General features: G+C 30.8%; 17 protein-coding genes. 7 read left to right on the top strand and 10 right to left on the bottom strand.

Translation table 11 applies throughout. The features are described 5' to 3' along the window. Positions 1-71: 71 nt before the first annotated feature. The 7 genes from ACH5TW_RS00925 to ACH5TW_RS00955 all read right to left on the bottom strand — a co-directional run bounded on the left by ACH5TW_RS00925 (position 72) and on the right by ACH5TW_RS00955 (position 7,271). Positions 72-2,597 carry a PIG-L family deacetylase gene (locus ACH5TW_RS00925; protein WP_439334598.1) on the bottom strand — a complete coding sequence of 842 codons (2,526 nt, stop codon included), beginning with the start codon at positions 2,595-2,597 and terminating at the stop codon, positions 72-74. A 98-nt stretch (positions 2,598-2,695) separates the two neighbouring features. Further along, positions 2,696-3,763: a magnesium/cobalt transporter CorA gene (gene corA, locus ACH5TW_RS00930; protein ID WP_439334599.1), complete on the bottom strand. Its 1,068-nt coding sequence runs from the start codon at positions 3,761-3,763 to the stop codon at positions 2,696-2,698. A gap of 20 nt (positions 3,764-3,783) precedes the next feature. Further along, positions 3,784-4,317, bottom strand: a complete 534-nt coding sequence (locus tag ACH5TW_RS00935) for a mechanosensitive ion channel domain-containing protein (protein ID WP_439334600.1) — start codon at positions 4,315-4,317, stop codon at positions 3,784-3,786. Positions 4,318-4,384: 67 nt separating this feature from the next. Next, the gene (locus ACH5TW_RS00940; protein WP_439334601.1) at positions 4,385-4,975 is read right to left on the bottom strand and encodes a Maf-like protein; all 591 of its coding nucleotides are present in this window, start codon (positions 4,973-4,975) and stop codon (positions 4,385-4,387) included. Between the two features lie 3 nt (positions 4,976-4,978). After that, positions 4,979-5,893 (bottom strand): geranylgeranylglycerol-phosphate geranylgeranyltransferase, encoded by a 915-nt coding sequence (locus tag ACH5TW_RS00945; RefSeq protein WP_439334602.1) that lies wholly within the window; start codon positions 5,891-5,893, stop codon positions 4,979-4,981. Between the two features lie 99 nt (positions 5,894-5,992). After that, a complete protein-coding gene (locus tag ACH5TW_RS00950; protein WP_439334603.1) occupies positions 5,993-6,523 on the bottom strand; it encodes a KdsC family phosphatase in 531 nt (176 codons plus the stop codon). Further along, the gene (locus ACH5TW_RS00955; protein WP_439334604.1) at positions 6,504-7,271 is read right to left on the bottom strand and encodes a Rossmann-like and DUF2520 domain-containing protein; all 768 of its coding nucleotides are present in this window, start codon (positions 7,269-7,271) and stop codon (positions 6,504-6,506) included. Before ACH5TW_RS00955 ends, ACH5TW_RS00950 begins: the two co-directional genes overlap by 20 nt. Positions 7,272-7,331: 60 nt before the next feature. On the opposite strand from ACH5TW_RS00955, the gene ACH5TW_RS00960 reads away from it, so the two are divergent. The 6 genes from ACH5TW_RS00960 (at position 7,332) to ACH5TW_RS00985 (ending at position 12,770) form a co-directional block, all read left to right on the top strand. Then, complete coding sequence (locus tag ACH5TW_RS00960) at positions 7,332-7,733, top strand: group III truncated hemoglobin (RefSeq protein WP_439334605.1); 402 nt, start codon at positions 7,332-7,334, stop codon at positions 7,731-7,733. Positions 7,734-7,844: 111 nt separating this feature from the next. Beyond that, positions 7,845-11,117 (top strand): cytochrome c biogenesis protein, encoded by a 3,273-nt coding sequence (locus ACH5TW_RS00965; RefSeq protein WP_439334606.1) that lies wholly within the window; start codon positions 7,845-7,847, stop codon positions 11,115-11,117. Positions 11,118-11,135: 18 nt separating this feature from the next. Then, the gene (locus ACH5TW_RS00970) at positions 11,136-11,573 is read left to right on the top strand and encodes a DinB family protein (protein WP_439334607.1); all 438 of its coding nucleotides are present in this window, start codon (positions 11,136-11,138) and stop codon (positions 11,571-11,573) included. Between the two features lie 87 nt (positions 11,574-11,660). Then, positions 11,661-12,101 (top strand): large conductance mechanosensitive channel protein MscL, encoded by a 441-nt coding sequence (gene mscL / locus ACH5TW_RS00975; RefSeq protein ID WP_439334608.1) that lies wholly within the window; start codon positions 11,661-11,663, stop codon positions 12,099-12,101. Between the two features lie 5 nt (positions 12,102-12,106). After that, positions 12,107-12,256, top strand: coding sequence for a hypothetical protein (locus tag ACH5TW_RS00980; RefSeq protein ID WP_439334609.1), 150 nt, complete (start codon positions 12,107-12,109; stop codon positions 12,254-12,256). 85 nt (positions 12,257-12,341) lie between these two features. Continuing rightward, positions 12,342-12,770 (top strand): DM13 domain-containing protein, encoded by a 429-nt coding sequence (locus tag ACH5TW_RS00985; protein ID WP_439334610.1) that lies wholly within the window; start codon positions 12,342-12,344, stop codon positions 12,768-12,770. Here ACH5TW_RS00985 and ACH5TW_RS00990 read toward each other — a convergent pair. Next, the gene (locus tag ACH5TW_RS00990) at positions 12,762-13,418 is read right to left on the bottom strand and encodes an HAD family hydrolase (RefSeq protein ID WP_439334611.1); all 657 of its coding nucleotides are present in this window, start codon (positions 13,416-13,418) and stop codon (positions 12,762-12,764) included. The two genes, ACH5TW_RS00985 and ACH5TW_RS00990, sit on opposite strands and share 9 nt — an antisense overlap. A gap of 122 nt (positions 13,419-13,540) precedes the next feature. Here ACH5TW_RS00990 and rlmF point away from each other — a divergent pair, with 122 nt between their 5' ends. Further along, entirely contained in the window at positions 13,541-14,425 is an 885-nt protein-coding gene (rlmF, locus tag ACH5TW_RS00995) for a 23S rRNA (adenine(1618)-N(6))-methyltransferase RlmF (RefSeq protein WP_439334678.1), read from the top strand. Between the two features lie 11 nt (positions 14,426-14,436). On the opposite strand, the gene ACH5TW_RS01000 is transcribed toward rlmF, so the two are convergent. Beyond that, complete coding sequence (locus ACH5TW_RS01000; RefSeq protein ID WP_439334612.1) at positions 14,437-15,114, bottom strand: DUF2490 domain-containing protein; 678 nt, start codon at positions 15,112-15,114, stop codon at positions 14,437-14,439. Between the two features lie 118 nt (positions 15,115-15,232). Next, a complete protein-coding gene (gene pckA / locus ACH5TW_RS01005) occupies positions 15,233-16,864 on the bottom strand; it encodes a phosphoenolpyruvate carboxykinase (ATP) (protein ID WP_439334613.1) in 1,632 nt (543 codons plus the stop codon). Positions 16,865-17,243 lie beyond the last annotated feature (379 nt).

Genomic DNA, 17,243 nt, shown 5'->3' on the forward strand with positions numbered 1-17,243 from the left:
TGCATTGGCAATTAAAACAATAGAGTAAAGTTTTAACCAAGCTTGTTTTGGTGGTTTTTCTTCATTCATAATTAATCGTTTAGGTTGGCTTCTAGTTTTAAATCTTCTTTGCCTATAGAAAGCATATTTGCAAATAGGCGGTAAGCTCCAGAAACACCAGCAGGAAATTCTCTAAAAAAGCTTAATCCTGTATATATATAATATCCTTTGCCATGTTTAGCAACTAGTAAGCTACCATCTTTTGCTGTTTCTCCTTTGTCGTGCATGGATAGAATAGAAGTGAATTCACTTGACCATCCATTAGGAAAATATAAACCACGTTCTTGCGTCCAGCCTTCAAAATCTTGTTGGGTGATTTTGTTTGGATAATTTAAAAGCGGATGCTGCGGATTTAAAAAAGTTACTTCAGCATTTTCGTCTGTAACTCGATCACGAGATAACTTTAAATTATAAGGTGCTATTTGTTCAGTTTTTAATCTACGATTGGTATTGTACTGTACAATCATGTTACCTCCCTGAGACACAAAATCAAATAGAAGTTGTTGCTTAAATTTTAAATCGTCCACAACGTTGTAAGCACGAATGCCAACCACTACAGCATCAAATCTGCTTAATGTTTCGGCATCTAAGTCGTCTGGTTTTAATACACGTACATTATAACCAATTTGTTGTAAGCTTTCTGGAACCACATCTCCTGCACCTTGAATATAGGCAATGTTTTCGCCTTTCTTTTTAATATCTAATCTAACAACTTTGCTTTCGCTAGGAAGTAAAACAGTTTGAAACGGAATGTGTTCGTAATTAATTTCTATAAGTTCTTTGGTGTATTCTTTATCATTAATATGGACAATAGGACCTATATTACCTTCGCTTTGATTTTTAGGAGGAATGACTGTAAATATAAAGGTTTGTTCTTCACCTTTATTAGCAATGTTAATGGTTTGTTTTTCGGGATATATATTCCAATCATTTGGATGACAAACTTCTATATAGCCTTCTAAATTATCATGTCCTGCTTTTACAATAACTTCAATGTCTTTTTGTTTTTCGTTTTCAAAAATGATAACCTTTTCAGGGATTTTAGCAGATGCTTCTGGTATGATTTCAAACGGACGATATAATTCACCTTTGTCGGGTTTTGAATAGCGCTGAACAATGTTTTTTGTGAAAGTAATTGGCGTGTTGTCAATTAAAAGATTAAAATTCACTTTGTAGGCTCTAGGTGTTTCAGGTAAACCTATTAAGTTAGAATGATCTACTTTATACATGCCTAGTGTTCCCTTTTTTGTTAGCCAATACGGTGAAGTAGGTTGCTGTTTGTTATTAATTTTTAACTGCTCTTTGAAAGTGTATTTTGTGTTTTCAGTTAGAGTTATGTTTTTTGAAATTTTTAATTCACTACTATTTTCGATACTTTCTAGAAGGATCGGATAATTACTTCTATTTAAAGCTTCAATATTTAAATTAATGGTTTCGTTTTGCGTTGCCCAATTATTTTCAGCTGAAGCTTCTAAGTACAAGCCAGCACACATTTCTATAATTGATTTTAGTTCTTTTGTTTTTTGAATTTTCCAATAATCGTCTTCAACATTTTGAAGTAATTTGTAGGCCTCTAATAATTGCGGTATATGTGTTGATGGGTTTGTGAAATTGAAATTTTCTTCCACTTTAGATAAAATATCACCAATAGTTTTTCCATCTTTTACTCGGTTCCAAGAGGTGTCAATGCCAGCAAAAATATCTTCTTTATTGGTTAAAGGATCACCTTTTAAAAATTCGATATATTCGTTTTGAGAACCTCGTTGAGATAACCGCCCGAAGCCTTGACTTAAGTGTTGACTACTAGCAATTGATGCTACTTCGTTGTTAGATAATCCTTTTAGATTGTAATAAGTCCCTATGTCAAAATTTAACATATTGCTTTTATCGGCTGCATCAAATTTTTCTTGACTTCCATAGAACCAATAACTTGTGTTAAAGAATAATCGTTTAGGTTGCCACAAACTGGTTTGTTTTAGTTGACCTGGATATGCCGATTTTTTGTTAGCAAGATCAAAAGCTTCAAAACTTAACATCGCCGAACTTGTATGATGTCCATGCGTAGTACCAGGACTTCTATGATCAAAACGATTGATGATAATATCTGGTTTGAATTGTCTGATAACCAAAACAACATCGCTAAGTACTTCTTCTTTATTCCAAATGGTTAATGTTTCATCTGGGTGTTTAGAGTAGCCAAAATCGTTAGCTCGACTAAAAAATTGCTCACCACCATCAATACGTCTTGCCGCAAGTAATTCTTGAGTACGTATAACCCCTAACAGTTCTCTAATTTCAGGGCCAATAAGATTTTGTCCACCATCGCCACGTGTTAAAGCTAAATAACCTGTTCTGGCTTTTAGATGATTAGACATATATGAAATAAGACGTGTGTTTTCATCATCTGGATGTGCAGCTATATATAAAACCGTTCCTAAAAAGTTGAGTTTTTGAATAGACTCGTAAATGTTTGAAGATGAAGGTGTTTTTGGTTTTTGAGCTTGTGAAAGCGAAAAGGTAAGTAATGTTATAATAAAAGAAAATATAACTTTTTTCATGTGTTTAATTTGTTAAACTCAAATATAACAAACTAAAATAGTGGAGTAGTTGGTTTTAATGTTTCTTTAACGTTACAATAGCTTTTGGTTTTATTATTTTATAGCCATTTTTTACGTTTAAAGTAAATAATCATACCAATAAAAAGTACAATCATAACACCCCAAAGTATAAAATAAGAGTATTTATATTGAAGTTCAGGGATATACTCGAAATTCATGCCATAAATACCTGCAATAAATGTTAGTGGAATAAAAATAGAAGCCATTATGGTTAGTACTTTCATGACTTCATTCATTTTATTGCTAATGGTTGTCATGTACATATCCATTAAGCTCCAAATCATTTCCCGGTAGATATCGATGTTTTCAGAAACTTGCACTAAGTGGTCGTAAATATCTCTGTAATACGTTTTTGTTCGCTTTTGAATGAGATGTCCTTCGTATTTTTCAATACGACTGATGACTTCGCGAAGCGGAAAAATGGCACGTCGTACTCTAAGAATTTCTTTTTTTAAATCGCGAATATCTTTATTAATTGATTTATCAATATTTCCTAAGAAAATAGCGGTTTCAAAATCTTCAATTTTATCACCTAAAGTTTCAATAACGCTAAAGTAGTGGTCTATAATAGCATCCATTAAGGTGTAAAGTAGGTAATCTGATTTCAAGTTTCTTATCCTTCCTTTTGCATACCTTATGCGGTCTCTTAAAGAGTCAAAAACATCACCTTCTGCTTCTTGAAAAGATAATACATAATCTTTGCCTAAAATAAAGCTTACCTGTTCAGATTTTATATTTTCTTGTGAATCATAGTAAAGCATTTTTAAGACTACGAATAGATAATCGTCGTATTCATCAATTTTGGGACGCTGAGAAATATTTACAATATCTTCTAATACTAGCGGGTGAATTTGATAATGATTACCTAGTTTCTCAATATCATCAACATGATTTAAGCCATTTAGATTAATCCAAGTAACAGAATCAGAATGTTTAAACCCAAACGTTTCTTCAATATTATTAAGCTCTTTTTCAGTGTGCTGGTCTTTGTTATAATCAATGGCTTCAATAAAAATTTTAGAGCTAGATTTTTCTCCAGTATAGATTATGCTTCCAGGAACTTGTCCTAACTTTTTTTGATAATTTTTACTTCTAGTCTTAGCCATGTTATAACAATATATAAGATTTAAATAGTATCACTACCTTCATCAATAGCATCTTTTTCAACTAATGTAACTGCTTTTTGAAGCATTAAATTATTTGGATAGGTTACGAGGTCTCCGTTTTCTAATCTTAAATGTAATTGAAAGGCTCTAATATCTTCAATAATAGCTGTTACAGGAAAATCTTTATCATGAATTTCTACTTTGTCACCAACTTTATATGGAAAGTTGAAAAATAGAATAATACCAGAAGTTACATTACTTAAAATAGACCAAACGGCAAATAAAGCAAGACCTAGAATTGCGAAAACAGATGAAAAAACAACAGCTAGTTCTTTAAATTCTGCACCAAAAATAAATGCTTCAATAATGATGGCAATTATAAGGAGTGTCACTGTTACATATCTGCGAATAAGCCTTATCCTGGCTTCATTGATTCCATTTTTTCTAGCTACTCTAGTAATTGTATAATGGATAATAAATCTTATAATAAGTAATGAAATTAAAATAATTCCGCTCCAAAGAAATTCGTCCTGGTATTTAATAAAAAACTCCATAAAATTAATGTTTAATACAAAGATACATTCAAATAAAATAACAGATTAATTTAATTGAGTGTAAATATTATTTGTTTGCAAGATCATTTAACGTTTTATAAACAAGATGTACAGGTAAACCCATAACATTAAAATAAGAGCCTTCTAATTTAGTAACACCAATTTGTCCAATCCAATCTTGAATGCCATATGCACCAGCTTTATCATAAGGTTTCGCCGTTTTTATGTAGTATAAGATTTCTTCATCGGTTAAACTTTTAAACGCTACTTTGGTTATAGCATGTAGTGTTTTCTCGTAGGTTTTAGTAGTAAAACAAACCGATGTAATAACCTCGTGAGTTTCGTTACTTAATGATTTTAAAATGCTAAAGGCTTCGTTCTTATCTCTTGGTTTTCCTAATGCTTTGTTATTATGCCAAACAATGGTGTCGCTAGTAATAAGTATATCTTTTTCTTGTAATTCATCTTTAAAAGGCAATGCTTTTAATTGTGCTAAATAATTACTGATTTCAAAATGCGTTAAACGTTTTGGGTATTCTTCTTTAACAGGTTTTAATCGAATTTCGAAATCGAGCCCTAAGTTTTTAAAAAACTCTTGTCGCCTAGGAGATCCCGAAGCTAAAATAATGTGATAGTCTTTAAGTTTTTCGTTTAACATGTTTTAAAGTAAAATATACTTATATAAAAGTAAAGAAAGCATTCCGAAAACCATAACTATTTTTAAGATACTGCTAATATGATGGTATTCTTTTTTTGTTTTTGCATTAAACGATTTGATGCTCGTATAAAGTAGCGGACCAATAATGAAAAGTAAAAAGTAGCCAACAGCTATGTCGTTTTTATAAAGTGAATTTATAATATAAAAAGCGATAGCCATTAAAGGAAAAAGCGATAATACAAATAACAAGTTTGTAGCCCGCACGCGTCCAATAGCAATAGGAAGTGTGTTCATGTCTGCTTTATAATCGCCATCAATATCTTCTAGATCTTTTGCTATTTCTCTTAAAAGATTAATCATGAAAGCAAATATGGCGTAGTCTAATATTATTTTAAAAAAGGTTAATTGTGTTTGTTGGTTTTGAAGTGTTACGGCTGGAAGTAATTCGAAAACACCAACAATTAAAATACTTAATGCAACTAATACAGAAATAACAATGTTCCCTATTAATAGTGTTCTTTTTAAATAGCTAGCATATATATAAAGTAATGCTGAAATAATTACAAATAAAGAAAAGAAAGCACTTTTGCCTACAAAGTTTGATATGTAAAATCCAATACCAACGCCAATAACATTAAAAACGATAAATAGGTTGTAAGCTGTTTTTTCTGAAATGGTTTTGCCAACAATAAGCTTTTCGGGTTTGTTAACAAAATCGGTTTCAATATCGTAAATATCATTGATAATATTTCCTGCTGCAGCAATAAAAATGGTAGCTAATATTAATAATGAAATACCAAAAGCATCTAATGTAGTGTTAACTCCGAAAGGTTCTAAAAGCGCATATTTTATTAATAATTGCACGACGGCAATCATTAATAAGTTTTTCCAACGGATGAGGTTTAAAATGCTACGCATTTATTTTTAAGTTGAAATGAATAGATGAAAGTTAGCCACGAATTCACGAATATTTACTTCTTTTTTTGCTTACTGAGACTAAATACTGTAAACTAAAATCTAATCATACTTCGCATTAAAATTACCATGCCATTTGCCTTGTACTTTAAGTACTTGTTCTATAACATCGCGAGCAGCACCTTTGCCGCCTTTTTTATGAGAAATATATTTTGAAATGTTTTTTATTTCTGGCACAGCATCTTGCGGGCAACAAGGTAATCCAATACCTTTCATTACGGGGTAATCGGGAATATCATCGCCCATGTACAACACGTTTTCAGATTTTATATCGTTAGCAGTTAGATACTCATCTAGCTGTTCAATTTTATTATGAGCGCCTAAATAGATATCTGTAATACCTAGTCCTTTTAAACGTAAACGAACGCCCTCGTTAGAACCACCAGAAATAATACAAATATTAAATCCAGCATCAATGGCTGTTTTTAAAGCGTAGCCATCTTTTACATTCATTTTTCGTAGCATATCGCCATTTGTTAAAACGGTAACAGATCCATCTGTTAACACACCATCTACATCAAAAATAAAGGTGGTAATATGGTTTAAATATTCTTTATAGCTTTTTTCTTCCATGAGTGCGTTGTATAGAGGTTGTAAGTAATTCGTAAATGTCTTTATGGTGGTCGTTTTCTAAAAGCTTCAAGTGCTTTTTTATTGTTTTTTTATCGTTACGCATGGCAGGACCTGTTTGCGATTTAAAAGGCGATAAATCTTGAATTTTTTTAGCGGTTTCTAAAATTAGTGGTTTTAGCATATCGAATTCGGCACCTTCACTTTCTGTAATTTCGTGTCCGATTCTATAGAGTTGGTTGGTGAAATTATTCACAAAAACAGCTGCTAAATGTAGTGTTCTACGTTGGTCGCCATTAACTCGTTTTGTTGGGCTTCCTATGGCAACAGCTAATTCTTTAATAGTTGGATAGTACTCTTTGTTTATTGTTTCTAAGCAAATAGGCACATTAGCAAAATCCATATTGGCGTTTTTACTAAATGTTTGAAGCGGATAAAAAACACCGCGTTTGTGTTTTTTATCAATATCATAAACACTAACGCTTCCAGAGGTATGCACTACCAGTTGGTTTTCAAAAGGAAGTTGCGAAGAAAGGTCTGCTATCGCATCATCACTAACCGCTAAAATGTATATATCGGCTTCTTTAAGTGTTGATAAATCATCAGTTATTTCAACTTTATTTTTATAAGCATCAATAGATTTTAAACTTCTATTAAACCATTGATTTATAGAAATGTTATTTGCTTTGTTAAAAGCCTTAAATAAATGCGTTGCTACATTGCCAGCGCCAAGAATAGTTACTGTAATCATACTGCGAAAATAAGTAAGTATTACGTTAAATAAAAACCTATTAATGTATCTTTGTTTATTATGATTAAAACAGATATTGATTCAAGAGACGATGTGTTTTTACTGGTGTCTTCATTTTATGTAAAAGTTAGAAAAGATCCTGTTTTAGGACCGTTTTTTAATGATGCCATTAAAGATTGGGATACGCATCTAGAAAAACTAACAACTTTTTGGGAATCAAGCCTTTTTATGACTAGAAAATTAGAGCATAAGTATAAAGGGAATCCTTTAGAAGTGCATGCGAAAGTTGATAAAGACCATAATAACTCTATTAACGAACTTCATTTTGGCTTGTGGTTAAACCTATGGTTTCAAACCATTAATGAACTTTTTGAAGGCGATTGTGCCGAAAACGCTAAACGACGTGCCAGAAAAATGGGCACTTTCTTTTATTTGAAAATTTTTGAAGCAAGAGGCGTTTAATATTAAGTTTTTAGTTCTCAGTCTTCCATCTTCTGTCTTTTTTAAACACTTTAACACTTTATAATAAACTTAAATCATTAAATTTGCATTTCCTTAAAAAGGGCTTATATTATGCAAGATAAACTCTCCAAAATTCTTTTTTCTACACGACTTACCGCTATTTTATTTATTGTTTTTGCAGCAGCAATGGCAACAGGAACAATTTTAGATGCCGGACAAGATACTTCGCCAACACCTTATACTAGAAATTTAATTTTTAACGCATGGTGGTTTGAAGCTATTATGGTGTTTTTTGTAATTAATTTTGCTGGTAATATTTTTAGATATCGCCTTTTTAAAAAGGAAAAGTGGTCGACATTAATTTTACATTTAGCCTTTCTTTTTATTTTAATTGGAGCATTTATTACAAGATATGTGAGTTTTGAAGGTATGATGGCAATAAGAGAAGGTGCTACCGAAAATACTTTTCTATCTCAAAAAACATATGTAACAACTTACATTGATGGTGATTACGAGATTGATGGTGTGCCACAACGCTTACCATTAGCGCATGAAGTAGATTTTTCAAAGCGATTAGATAACAGTTTTAGGTACGATGTTAATTATGGCGATCAACCTGTAACGGTTGAATTAGAAAAATTTATTGCTGGAGCGGAAGAAGATATAGTTCCAGATGAAACAGGAGAATCCTATTTAAAATTAGTAGAAGCAGGAGGAAATGGACCACATAATCATTTTTTGAAATTAGGACAGGTTAGCAGTATTCATAATGTGTTAATTGCCCTTAATAAACCAACAAAAGGCGCTATAAATATTACTTATAAAGATGATAATTTAACCATTCAATCGCCATTTGAAGGCGAGTACATGACTATGGCTACTATGGCACAAGGTAAATTGGTTAAAGATAGTTTGCAACCTTTAATATTACGGTCTCGTTATGTAATTGGTAATATGCAAATGGTATTTCCTAAACCAGTTTTAAAAGGGGTTTTTGATATTGTACAAAAATCTAAAATATTAAAAAATGATGAAGATGGTTTAGTTCTTAAAGTAACTACAAACGGAGAAACTAAACGCGTAGGGCTTTTAGGAGGTAAAGGCATGAATAACCCTTTTAAGCAAGTTAAAATTGGCGGTTTAGATTTTGCTTTTAAATACGGATCTAAAGTTTTAGAATTACCATTTTCAATTAAATTAAACGATTTTGAAGCAGAACGTTATCCTGGAACTGAAAAAGGTTACTCGTCATTTTCTAGTAAAGTAACTGTTATAGATGATAAGGCAGACAATTATGATTATAAAATATTTATGAATAATATTTTAGATCATGGTGGTTATCGTTTTTTTCAATCGAGTTTCGATCCAGATGAAAAAGGGACTATCCTTTCGGTAAATCATGACTATTGGGGAACTTTAATAACGTATATAGGTTATTTTATGCTTTATTTTGGTTTAATGGCTATTCTGTTTTCAAAACATTCTCGTTTTGGTGATTTAAAAAAGCAGTTAGAAAAAGTAAAAGATAAAAAAGAAAAATTACTAACTGTTATTCTACTTTGTTTTGCATTAAATGGGTTTTCGCAAGTGCATTCTAAAAATGATGGGCATGATCATTCTGGGCCAACAAAAGCTCAAATTGATTCTGTTTTAAAAGCTAATATAACACCAAAAAAACATGCCGATGAATTTGGACATTTAGTAATTCAGGATCTTAGCGGACGAATGATGCCAGTAGATACGTATGCTTCTGAAATCCTTAGAAAGTTAAGTAAAAAGGAAACTTATGCCGATTTTGATGCGAATCAAGTATTTTTATCTATCCAAGAAAGTCCTCAGCTTTGGTATAATGTTCCAATCATATATTTAAAACCTAAAAAGGCTGATTCTATTCGTAAGTTAATTGGTGTTGAAAAAACTGAAAAATATGTTTCACTTGCTGATTTTTTCACAGACAGAGGTGCATATAAATTAGCTCCTTATTTAGATGAAGCATACAAAGCTCAGGTGCCTAGTGGTTTTCAAAAAGAATTTAAAGAAGCAGATCAGCGTGTTAATTTATTATATAATGCTGTAGAAGGCATGTCTTTAAAAATATTCCCAATTCCTAATGATGATAATAACACTTGGATTTCTGCTTACGATTATAAGTTTGGTAATCAAAAAATTGAAGATTCGCTTTATGGAAGTTTTATAAAAAACGGATTTAAAGCATACTTGTATACACTAAACAATGCTAAGCAAACAGGCGATTTTTCGGAAGCAACAAAACTTTTAGCTGCTTTCAAAAAAACACAACATCAATTGGGTGGCAGTGTTATGCTTAGCGACAACAAAATTGATACAGAGATTTTATATAATAAGTACGATATTTTTAAGAAGTTATTTAGTTGGTATTTATATGCTGGAACTTTATTATTTGTATTGCTGATTTTTCAAATATTTAATGATAAAAACAAAACAATCAATGTCTTTGTTAATGTGTTTAAATGGATTATAGTTGGATTATTTGTTTTGCATACAGCTGGTTTAATTGTTAGATGGTATATATCTGGGCATGCGCCATGGAGTGATGCTTACGAATCTATGATATATGTCGCTTGGTCTACCATGTTGTTTGGATTGATTACAGGAATTAGTAGAATGGACAATAAGAAAGGCAAACGATTTTTTGGATTAAAGTTTGAGCCATTAATTCCTACACCTTCAATGTTTAAGATTAAATCCTCTAACCTTACAATTGCTTCGGCAGCTTTTGTTACGGCAATGATTTTAATGATTGCTCATTGGAATTGGATGGATCCTGCTATTGCAAATCTTCAACCAGTGTTAAACAGTTATTGGCTTATGATTCATGTAGCGGTAATTGTTGCAAGTTACGGCCCTTTTACTTTAGGAATGATTTTAGGCGTTGTGTCTTTATTTTTAATGATTTTCACTACCGAAAAGAATAAAAAGAAAATGGCACTTAATATAAATGAGCTTACTATAATTAACGAAATGGCTTTAACCGTTGGTTTAGTTATGCTTACCATTGGTAACTTTTTAGGTGGTATGTGGGCTAACGAAAGTTGGGGACGCTATTGGGGTTGGGATCCTAAAGAAACATGGGCGCTTATTAGTATTATGATATATGCATTTGTAATACACATGCGATTAGTTCCTGGGCTTCGAGGTCGTTGGGGGTTTAATTTAGCCTCAATTATAGCCTTTGCTAGTATTTTAATGACCTATTTTGGGGTGAATTTCTATCTTGCAGGACTTCATAGTTATGCCAGTGGCGATCAAATTGTGAGTATTAAATTTATTACTATTGCTTGTACAATTGTAGCTGTTTTAGGATTCTTTGCTTATAGAGGTTATACTAAGTATTATAAAAAGTAGAGTAAAGAAGGTCTTAAAATGAATGAATTAGATGAGAAACTAATTAAGTTATTAAATTCTGGTTTCGAACATATTGGAGAATATTCAGAATCTGAAATGAGTTTTAAATTGTCGCCAGAGAAGTGGTCTAAAAAAGAGGCTTTAGGACATCTGATAGACTCTGGAATTATTAATCTTCAACGATTTACTGAAATTCAGTTTGAATCCTTACCTCATAAAATAAGACCATATAAGCAAGATGATTTGGTTATAGCTAATGATTACCAAAATTCAGAAACCAAAGAACTACTTCGCTTTTGGAAATCTATTAATATCAGGATAGCTTATTTATTCAGTATTCAAACCAATGAAACATTAAATTTTAAAATTGTTTTTGATACTGGAGAGATTTCAGATTTAAAATTTTTAATGGAAGATTATGTGAATCATTTAGAGTATCACCTTAATCAAATTTAGATTCAATTAATAAATAATTCGAGAAAGTTAAGAATTGCTATATAGCTAAAATCTACTATCTTAGAAATTATTATAAAGAATAAAAAAATGAAACTATTTAAAGAATTTAAAGAGTTCGCTGTAAAAGGTAATATGATGGATATGGCCATTGGTATTATCATTGGTGCTGCATTTAATAAAGTAATTGATGTGTTGGTAAAAAAAGTATTATTACCACCATTATCATTAATGACTGATGGTGTTAATTTTCAAAATAGACGTATTATATTAAAAGATGCTATAACAGATGTTTCGGGAAAGATTATTACAGATGAAGTTGCAATTGGGTATGGAGCACTTGGAGAAGCGTTATTACATTTTATTATTATTGGTTTTACAGTGTTTGTTATTGTTAAGTTTATGAACAGATTAAGAAATAAAGCTCAAGATACTAAAGACGAAACCGTAGTAACACCAAAAGATATTGAGTTGCTTTCTAAACTTACCGATTTAATGGAGGAACAAAATGCTTTGCTTAAAGTTAAATAATAGTTATGGCAAAAACAGGACGTGATAAAAACACCAAAAACAAAGCAAAACATTCTAAATTAATGGCTCAAAAAAAGAATAAGAAAAAAGCTGAGGAAGCATTAAGAAAAGAGCGTTTAAAAGCTATTATAAATAAAGCTAAAGAAGAAAAGTAAAAGGCTTTATTTTTTATTAGATAGAACTTGTAATGTTTATGTTTTTGTTTCGACGAATTTTAGAAAATAATTAAACCATACTATTATGAGAGTTTTTTATTTACTTATTCTGATTTTAATATCTTTTCAATCATGTTCTACAGCTTCAAATGATGATATGATTTCAGATGAACAATTTGAAATGCAAATGGATATAGATGAGATGCCTGTTAATGCATCTTTTAAAGGAAGTTTCGTATCTGGTGATCATCCAACTTCAGGTTCAGCATTTATAAATGAAGATAGTACAACCTTATCTTTTAAAGATTTTAGTACTGATGACGGCCCTTTATTAGAAGTGTATTTAGCAACTGATACTTCGGCATCAAATTACATTACTCTTGGTGCTTTAAAAGGTATTAATGGCGATTATCAATATGATTTACCCAAAGATGTAGATTATAGAGTTTATGATCATGTTCTTATTTGGTGTGTTACTTTTTCGGTTAATTTTGGGCATGCCGTATTAAAGTAAGGTTTTAATTTTGTCATAATAAATCTCTTTAAAATCTTTAATTTTTAAATTAGCATTTGTGTAATCTTGATTTTTTGAGTGTTTACTATCAAACCCAATGCAAAAAATATTAGCAGCATTGGCAGCAGCTATTCCGTTAGTAGAATCTTCAATAACAATACATTCCTCAGTATTATATCCAGCAGCTTTGGCAGCGTTAATAAATATTTCAGGATGAGGTTTCGATGCTTTTAAATCTGCTCCACTTAATTTTGATTTAAAATATTTATTTAGATCAAAACGATTAAAAATACGATTGATACTTGGCATGGACGCAGACGATGCTAAAATTAAAGTTAAACCATTAGCATGGTAATCTTTTATCAAATCTAAAACACCTTCAATTAAATCGAATGTTTTATCGTTCTCAAAAATGTATTCGTAATGTTTACGTTTTATAGCAACTAACGTTTCAGGGGTTTCTTTTAGGTTAAAAGTATCTTTAACAAATTTGCACACATTTAAAGTAGATTGTCCAGTACAAGATTCGTAAAGTGCATCAGTTACATCTATATTAACTTCTTTAAACATTTTATGATAGGCTTTATGGTGTAAAGGTTCACTGTTAATAATAACCCCATCCATATCAAATATAATTGCTTTTAACATCTTATTTTTTTTGCGAAGATAAAAAATCAAAGTCGTTTCCTAAATTCATTTTATAATTTGTAATGATTAAGTTTGTATCATAAATAGTAGAATTCTAGTTTTAATTAAATAAACATAAAATTATTAAAAGCAACGCAACCTTCCACCCAAGAAACAAGCACAAATTAGGATATGATTTAGATGTTTTATGTGAAAAACACCCTAATTTACTACCTTTTGTGTTTAAAAATAAATACGAAACGAAAACTATAGATTTTGCAAATCCAAACGCGGTAAAAGCTTTAAATACGGCTTTGTTGTTTCAGTTTTATGATATTAAATATTGGGAGTTTCCCGATTCTAATTTATGCCCACCAATTCCTGGACGTGCAGATTACATACACCACCTTTCAGATTTAATTCGAAAACCTAAAATTAAAGAAGATGTCACGATTTTAGATGTTGGAGTAGGAGCAACCTGTATTTATCCTATTATAGGAAATGCAGAATACAATTGGAATTTTGTTGGAACCGATATTGATGAAAAATCATTACAGTGTGCAAATAAAATTATTAAAGAGAATAAATTACAAGACACTATTTCGTTACACTTACAAAAAGATACGTCTCAAATTTTTAAAGGGATATTAAATATAGAAGATAACTTTGTAGCTACTATTTGCAATCCGCCATTTTATAAAACGGAAGCAGAAGCATTAGAGGCAACTATTAGAAAATTAAAAGGATTGAAAAAGGAAATTAATACTGTTGCTAGAAATTTTTCTGGAACACATAATGAACTTTGGTACAAAGGCGGAGAAAAAGCCTTTATACATAATTATTTATATGAGAGTTCTTTGTTTAAACAACATTGTCATTGGTTTACAACATTGGTTTCTAAAAAAGATTTGGTAAAAGGTATGTATGTTTCATTGAAAAAGTTAGGCGCTACAGATATAAAAACTATTAATATGGGACAAGGTAATAAGATATCACGTATTGTAGCTTGGACTTTTTCAGGTGAATAGATATTTTATGATTACGATGTTTTTTTCTTGATATAATTTGTTTTTATATAATAACCAATTTCTATTCTATTTAAATTGATACCATTTATTTTTCTATTTGTGTATCCTACTTGGATATTGTTAGATTTAGAGATATTGAAACCTAATGCACTATAAAACCTGTTTTCGGTTGTTAATTCCTTGTTTAAAGTTGTGAAAAACTCATTGCTTACCCGAATAAAAAGATGTTTGTTTAGTTTGATGCTTGTGCCAAATCGGTAGCGTAAACGATGACAAGTTTTGTTTAATACAGGTGTATTAAGAAACCGTTGTTCTAATCTAAAACGATGATCTATAGATAATTTTAAAATTTTATGTTTATAAGTAATTTGTTCATATAATCTATTTTCAAAAGTATGTTTGGTATTGGTGTTAAAACCACTATCAATGTCTAAGTAAGCATAAGAGATATTTGTAATTAATTTTGGTGATATATGATAGTTTAATCCTGAGCTTAAAAAAATTAAATTAAAATTATCACTAACTTCATAAAGCCACAATTGTGAACACATATGAAAACTAAGTTTTTCTGAAGTTTTGTGTATGCCAGAATATGTAAACCATGAGCCAAAACTTTTTTCAGGGTTAGATTGACAAAAACTAAGAAATGTATTAAAGCAGATTATGGATATAATTAGTAGGCGCTTCATTCTTAAAATCTTGAAAAGAATAAATTAAGGCATCAAATTATATTGATACTTTAATTAAATATTAATAATGTAAAAGGAGCTCCTAAAGAGCTCCTTTTACGGTCAAATAAGAACCTTATTAAAAGTGTTCATGTAAGTGATGATGTTCATCAATTAGTGGGCCTCCTTCAATAATTTGTTCAGATGCTTGTTGAGCAAATTTCTCAAAGTTTAAGTGGAAAGAGTGCGCTAAGTGAATAGCTTTTCCAACATAAGCACCTTTTTGTAACCATGTATTCATTGGATCTAACATTTCTGTTGGTACACCAGGACAATATTTAGGCATAAATAACCCGAAAATAAAGTTTTGTTCGTATTCTACATTATCAAGATCACCATTAAGAATTGCGGTAATCATTGCTCTTGTATACTTTAATTTTATACGAGATCCTACACCATAAGGCCCTGCGCTCCACCCTGTGTTAATTAGCCATACATTAACACCAGCTTCTGTCATTTTTTTACTTAACATTTCACCGTAAACAGTTGGGTGTAATGGCATAAAAGGTTCTCCAAAACAAGCAGAGAATGAAGGTACTGGCTCAGTAATTCCAGCTTCTGTTCCTGCTACTTTTGCTGTGTAACCAGAAATAAAGTGGTAAGCAGCTTGTCCAGGTGTTAATTTAGATACTGGAGGTAATACACCAAAGGCATCACAAGTTAAAAAGAATATATTTTTAGGGTTGTTTGCGTAAAGTGTTTCTTGGATGTTATCTATATGATGGATAGGGTAACTTACACGCGTATTTTGTGTGATACTTCCATCCATATAATCTGGTTCTCCATCTTCTTTAAATACAATATTTTCAAGTATTGCACCAGGTTTAACAGCTCTAAAAATGTCTGGTTCTTTTTCTTCACTAAGGTCAATTACTTTTGCATAACATCCACCTTCAAAGTTAAAGATTGTATTATCAGCAGTCCAGCCATGTTCATCATCACCAATTAATTTACGTTCTGGATCTGCAGATAAAGTTGTTTTTCCTGTACCTGATAATCCAAAGAAAATTGCAGTATCACCTTTTTTTCCAACATTAGCAGAGCAGTGCATTGGTAATACGTTTTTCTCTGTTGGTAAAATTAAGTTTAAAGCAGAGAAAATACCTTTTTTCATTTCACCTGTATAAGCAGATCCGCCAACTAAAGCAATCTTTTGTGTAAAATCTAGTATAGAGAAGTTGCCTTGACGAATACCATAAGCTTTTGGATCTGGACAAACATACCCAGGAGCACAAAGAATTAACCAATCTTCTTCAAAGTTTTCTAACTCTTTTTGGCTTGGTCTTAAAAACATATTGTAAACAAACATGTTTGACCAAGGTAATTCTGTTACAGTTCTAATGTTTGTTCTATATTCTGGATCAGCACAAACATATCCGTCTCTTGCATATATTTCTTTACCAGATAAATACTTAACAATTTCGCTTTTTAATTTATTAAAATTTTCTGTAGAAACAGGTTTGTTAGTTTTACCCCACCAAACTTTATCTGTTGTATAATCATCTTTTACAAGAAAACGATCTTGAGGAGAACGTCCTGTAAATTTACCTGTATTAATAGCAATCGTTCCATTTGCTGTTTCTACTCCCATTTTTTTATCAACGGTAATTTTTTGTAATTCTTCAGGTGATAAATTCCAGTGAACTTCTACGTCTTTTAATCCATACTTTCCTAAGTCCGTATGATTCTGCATTGTTGTTGCGTCTTTCATTGTATTAAATTTTAAGGTTCCTATTTGTATTATTAAGAGCCATGTTATAGGCACTTATATTATTTTTCTTTTTTATTATGAAGTAAAATTACATAGCATATTGCCTAATAATTATGACGAATGTCATACTTTTGAGAGATGCGATATTTTTCAATTATTGTTATATTTATAATAATAAAAATGAAAATAATATTAGCGAATACGTTTTCGTAATGTTGCTTTTTAAGAGATTAAAGTTTTTTGTTAGAATTTATGTTAGACGCGAGTGTTGAATTCTAAGTAGAAATTTAAAAATATTCAAAAAAAAGTGCAATTTGTTAAATGATATACGGATATTTTGCCTTTTATTTAAAATAAGAAGGGAAAATGGAGTATTTGT

Origin of the sequence: Thalassobellus sediminis, from assembly GCF_044386045.1 — a bacterium.
Taxonomy (GTDB): domain Bacteria; phylum Bacteroidota; class Bacteroidia; order Flavobacteriales; family Flavobacteriaceae; genus Thalassobellus; species Thalassobellus sediminis.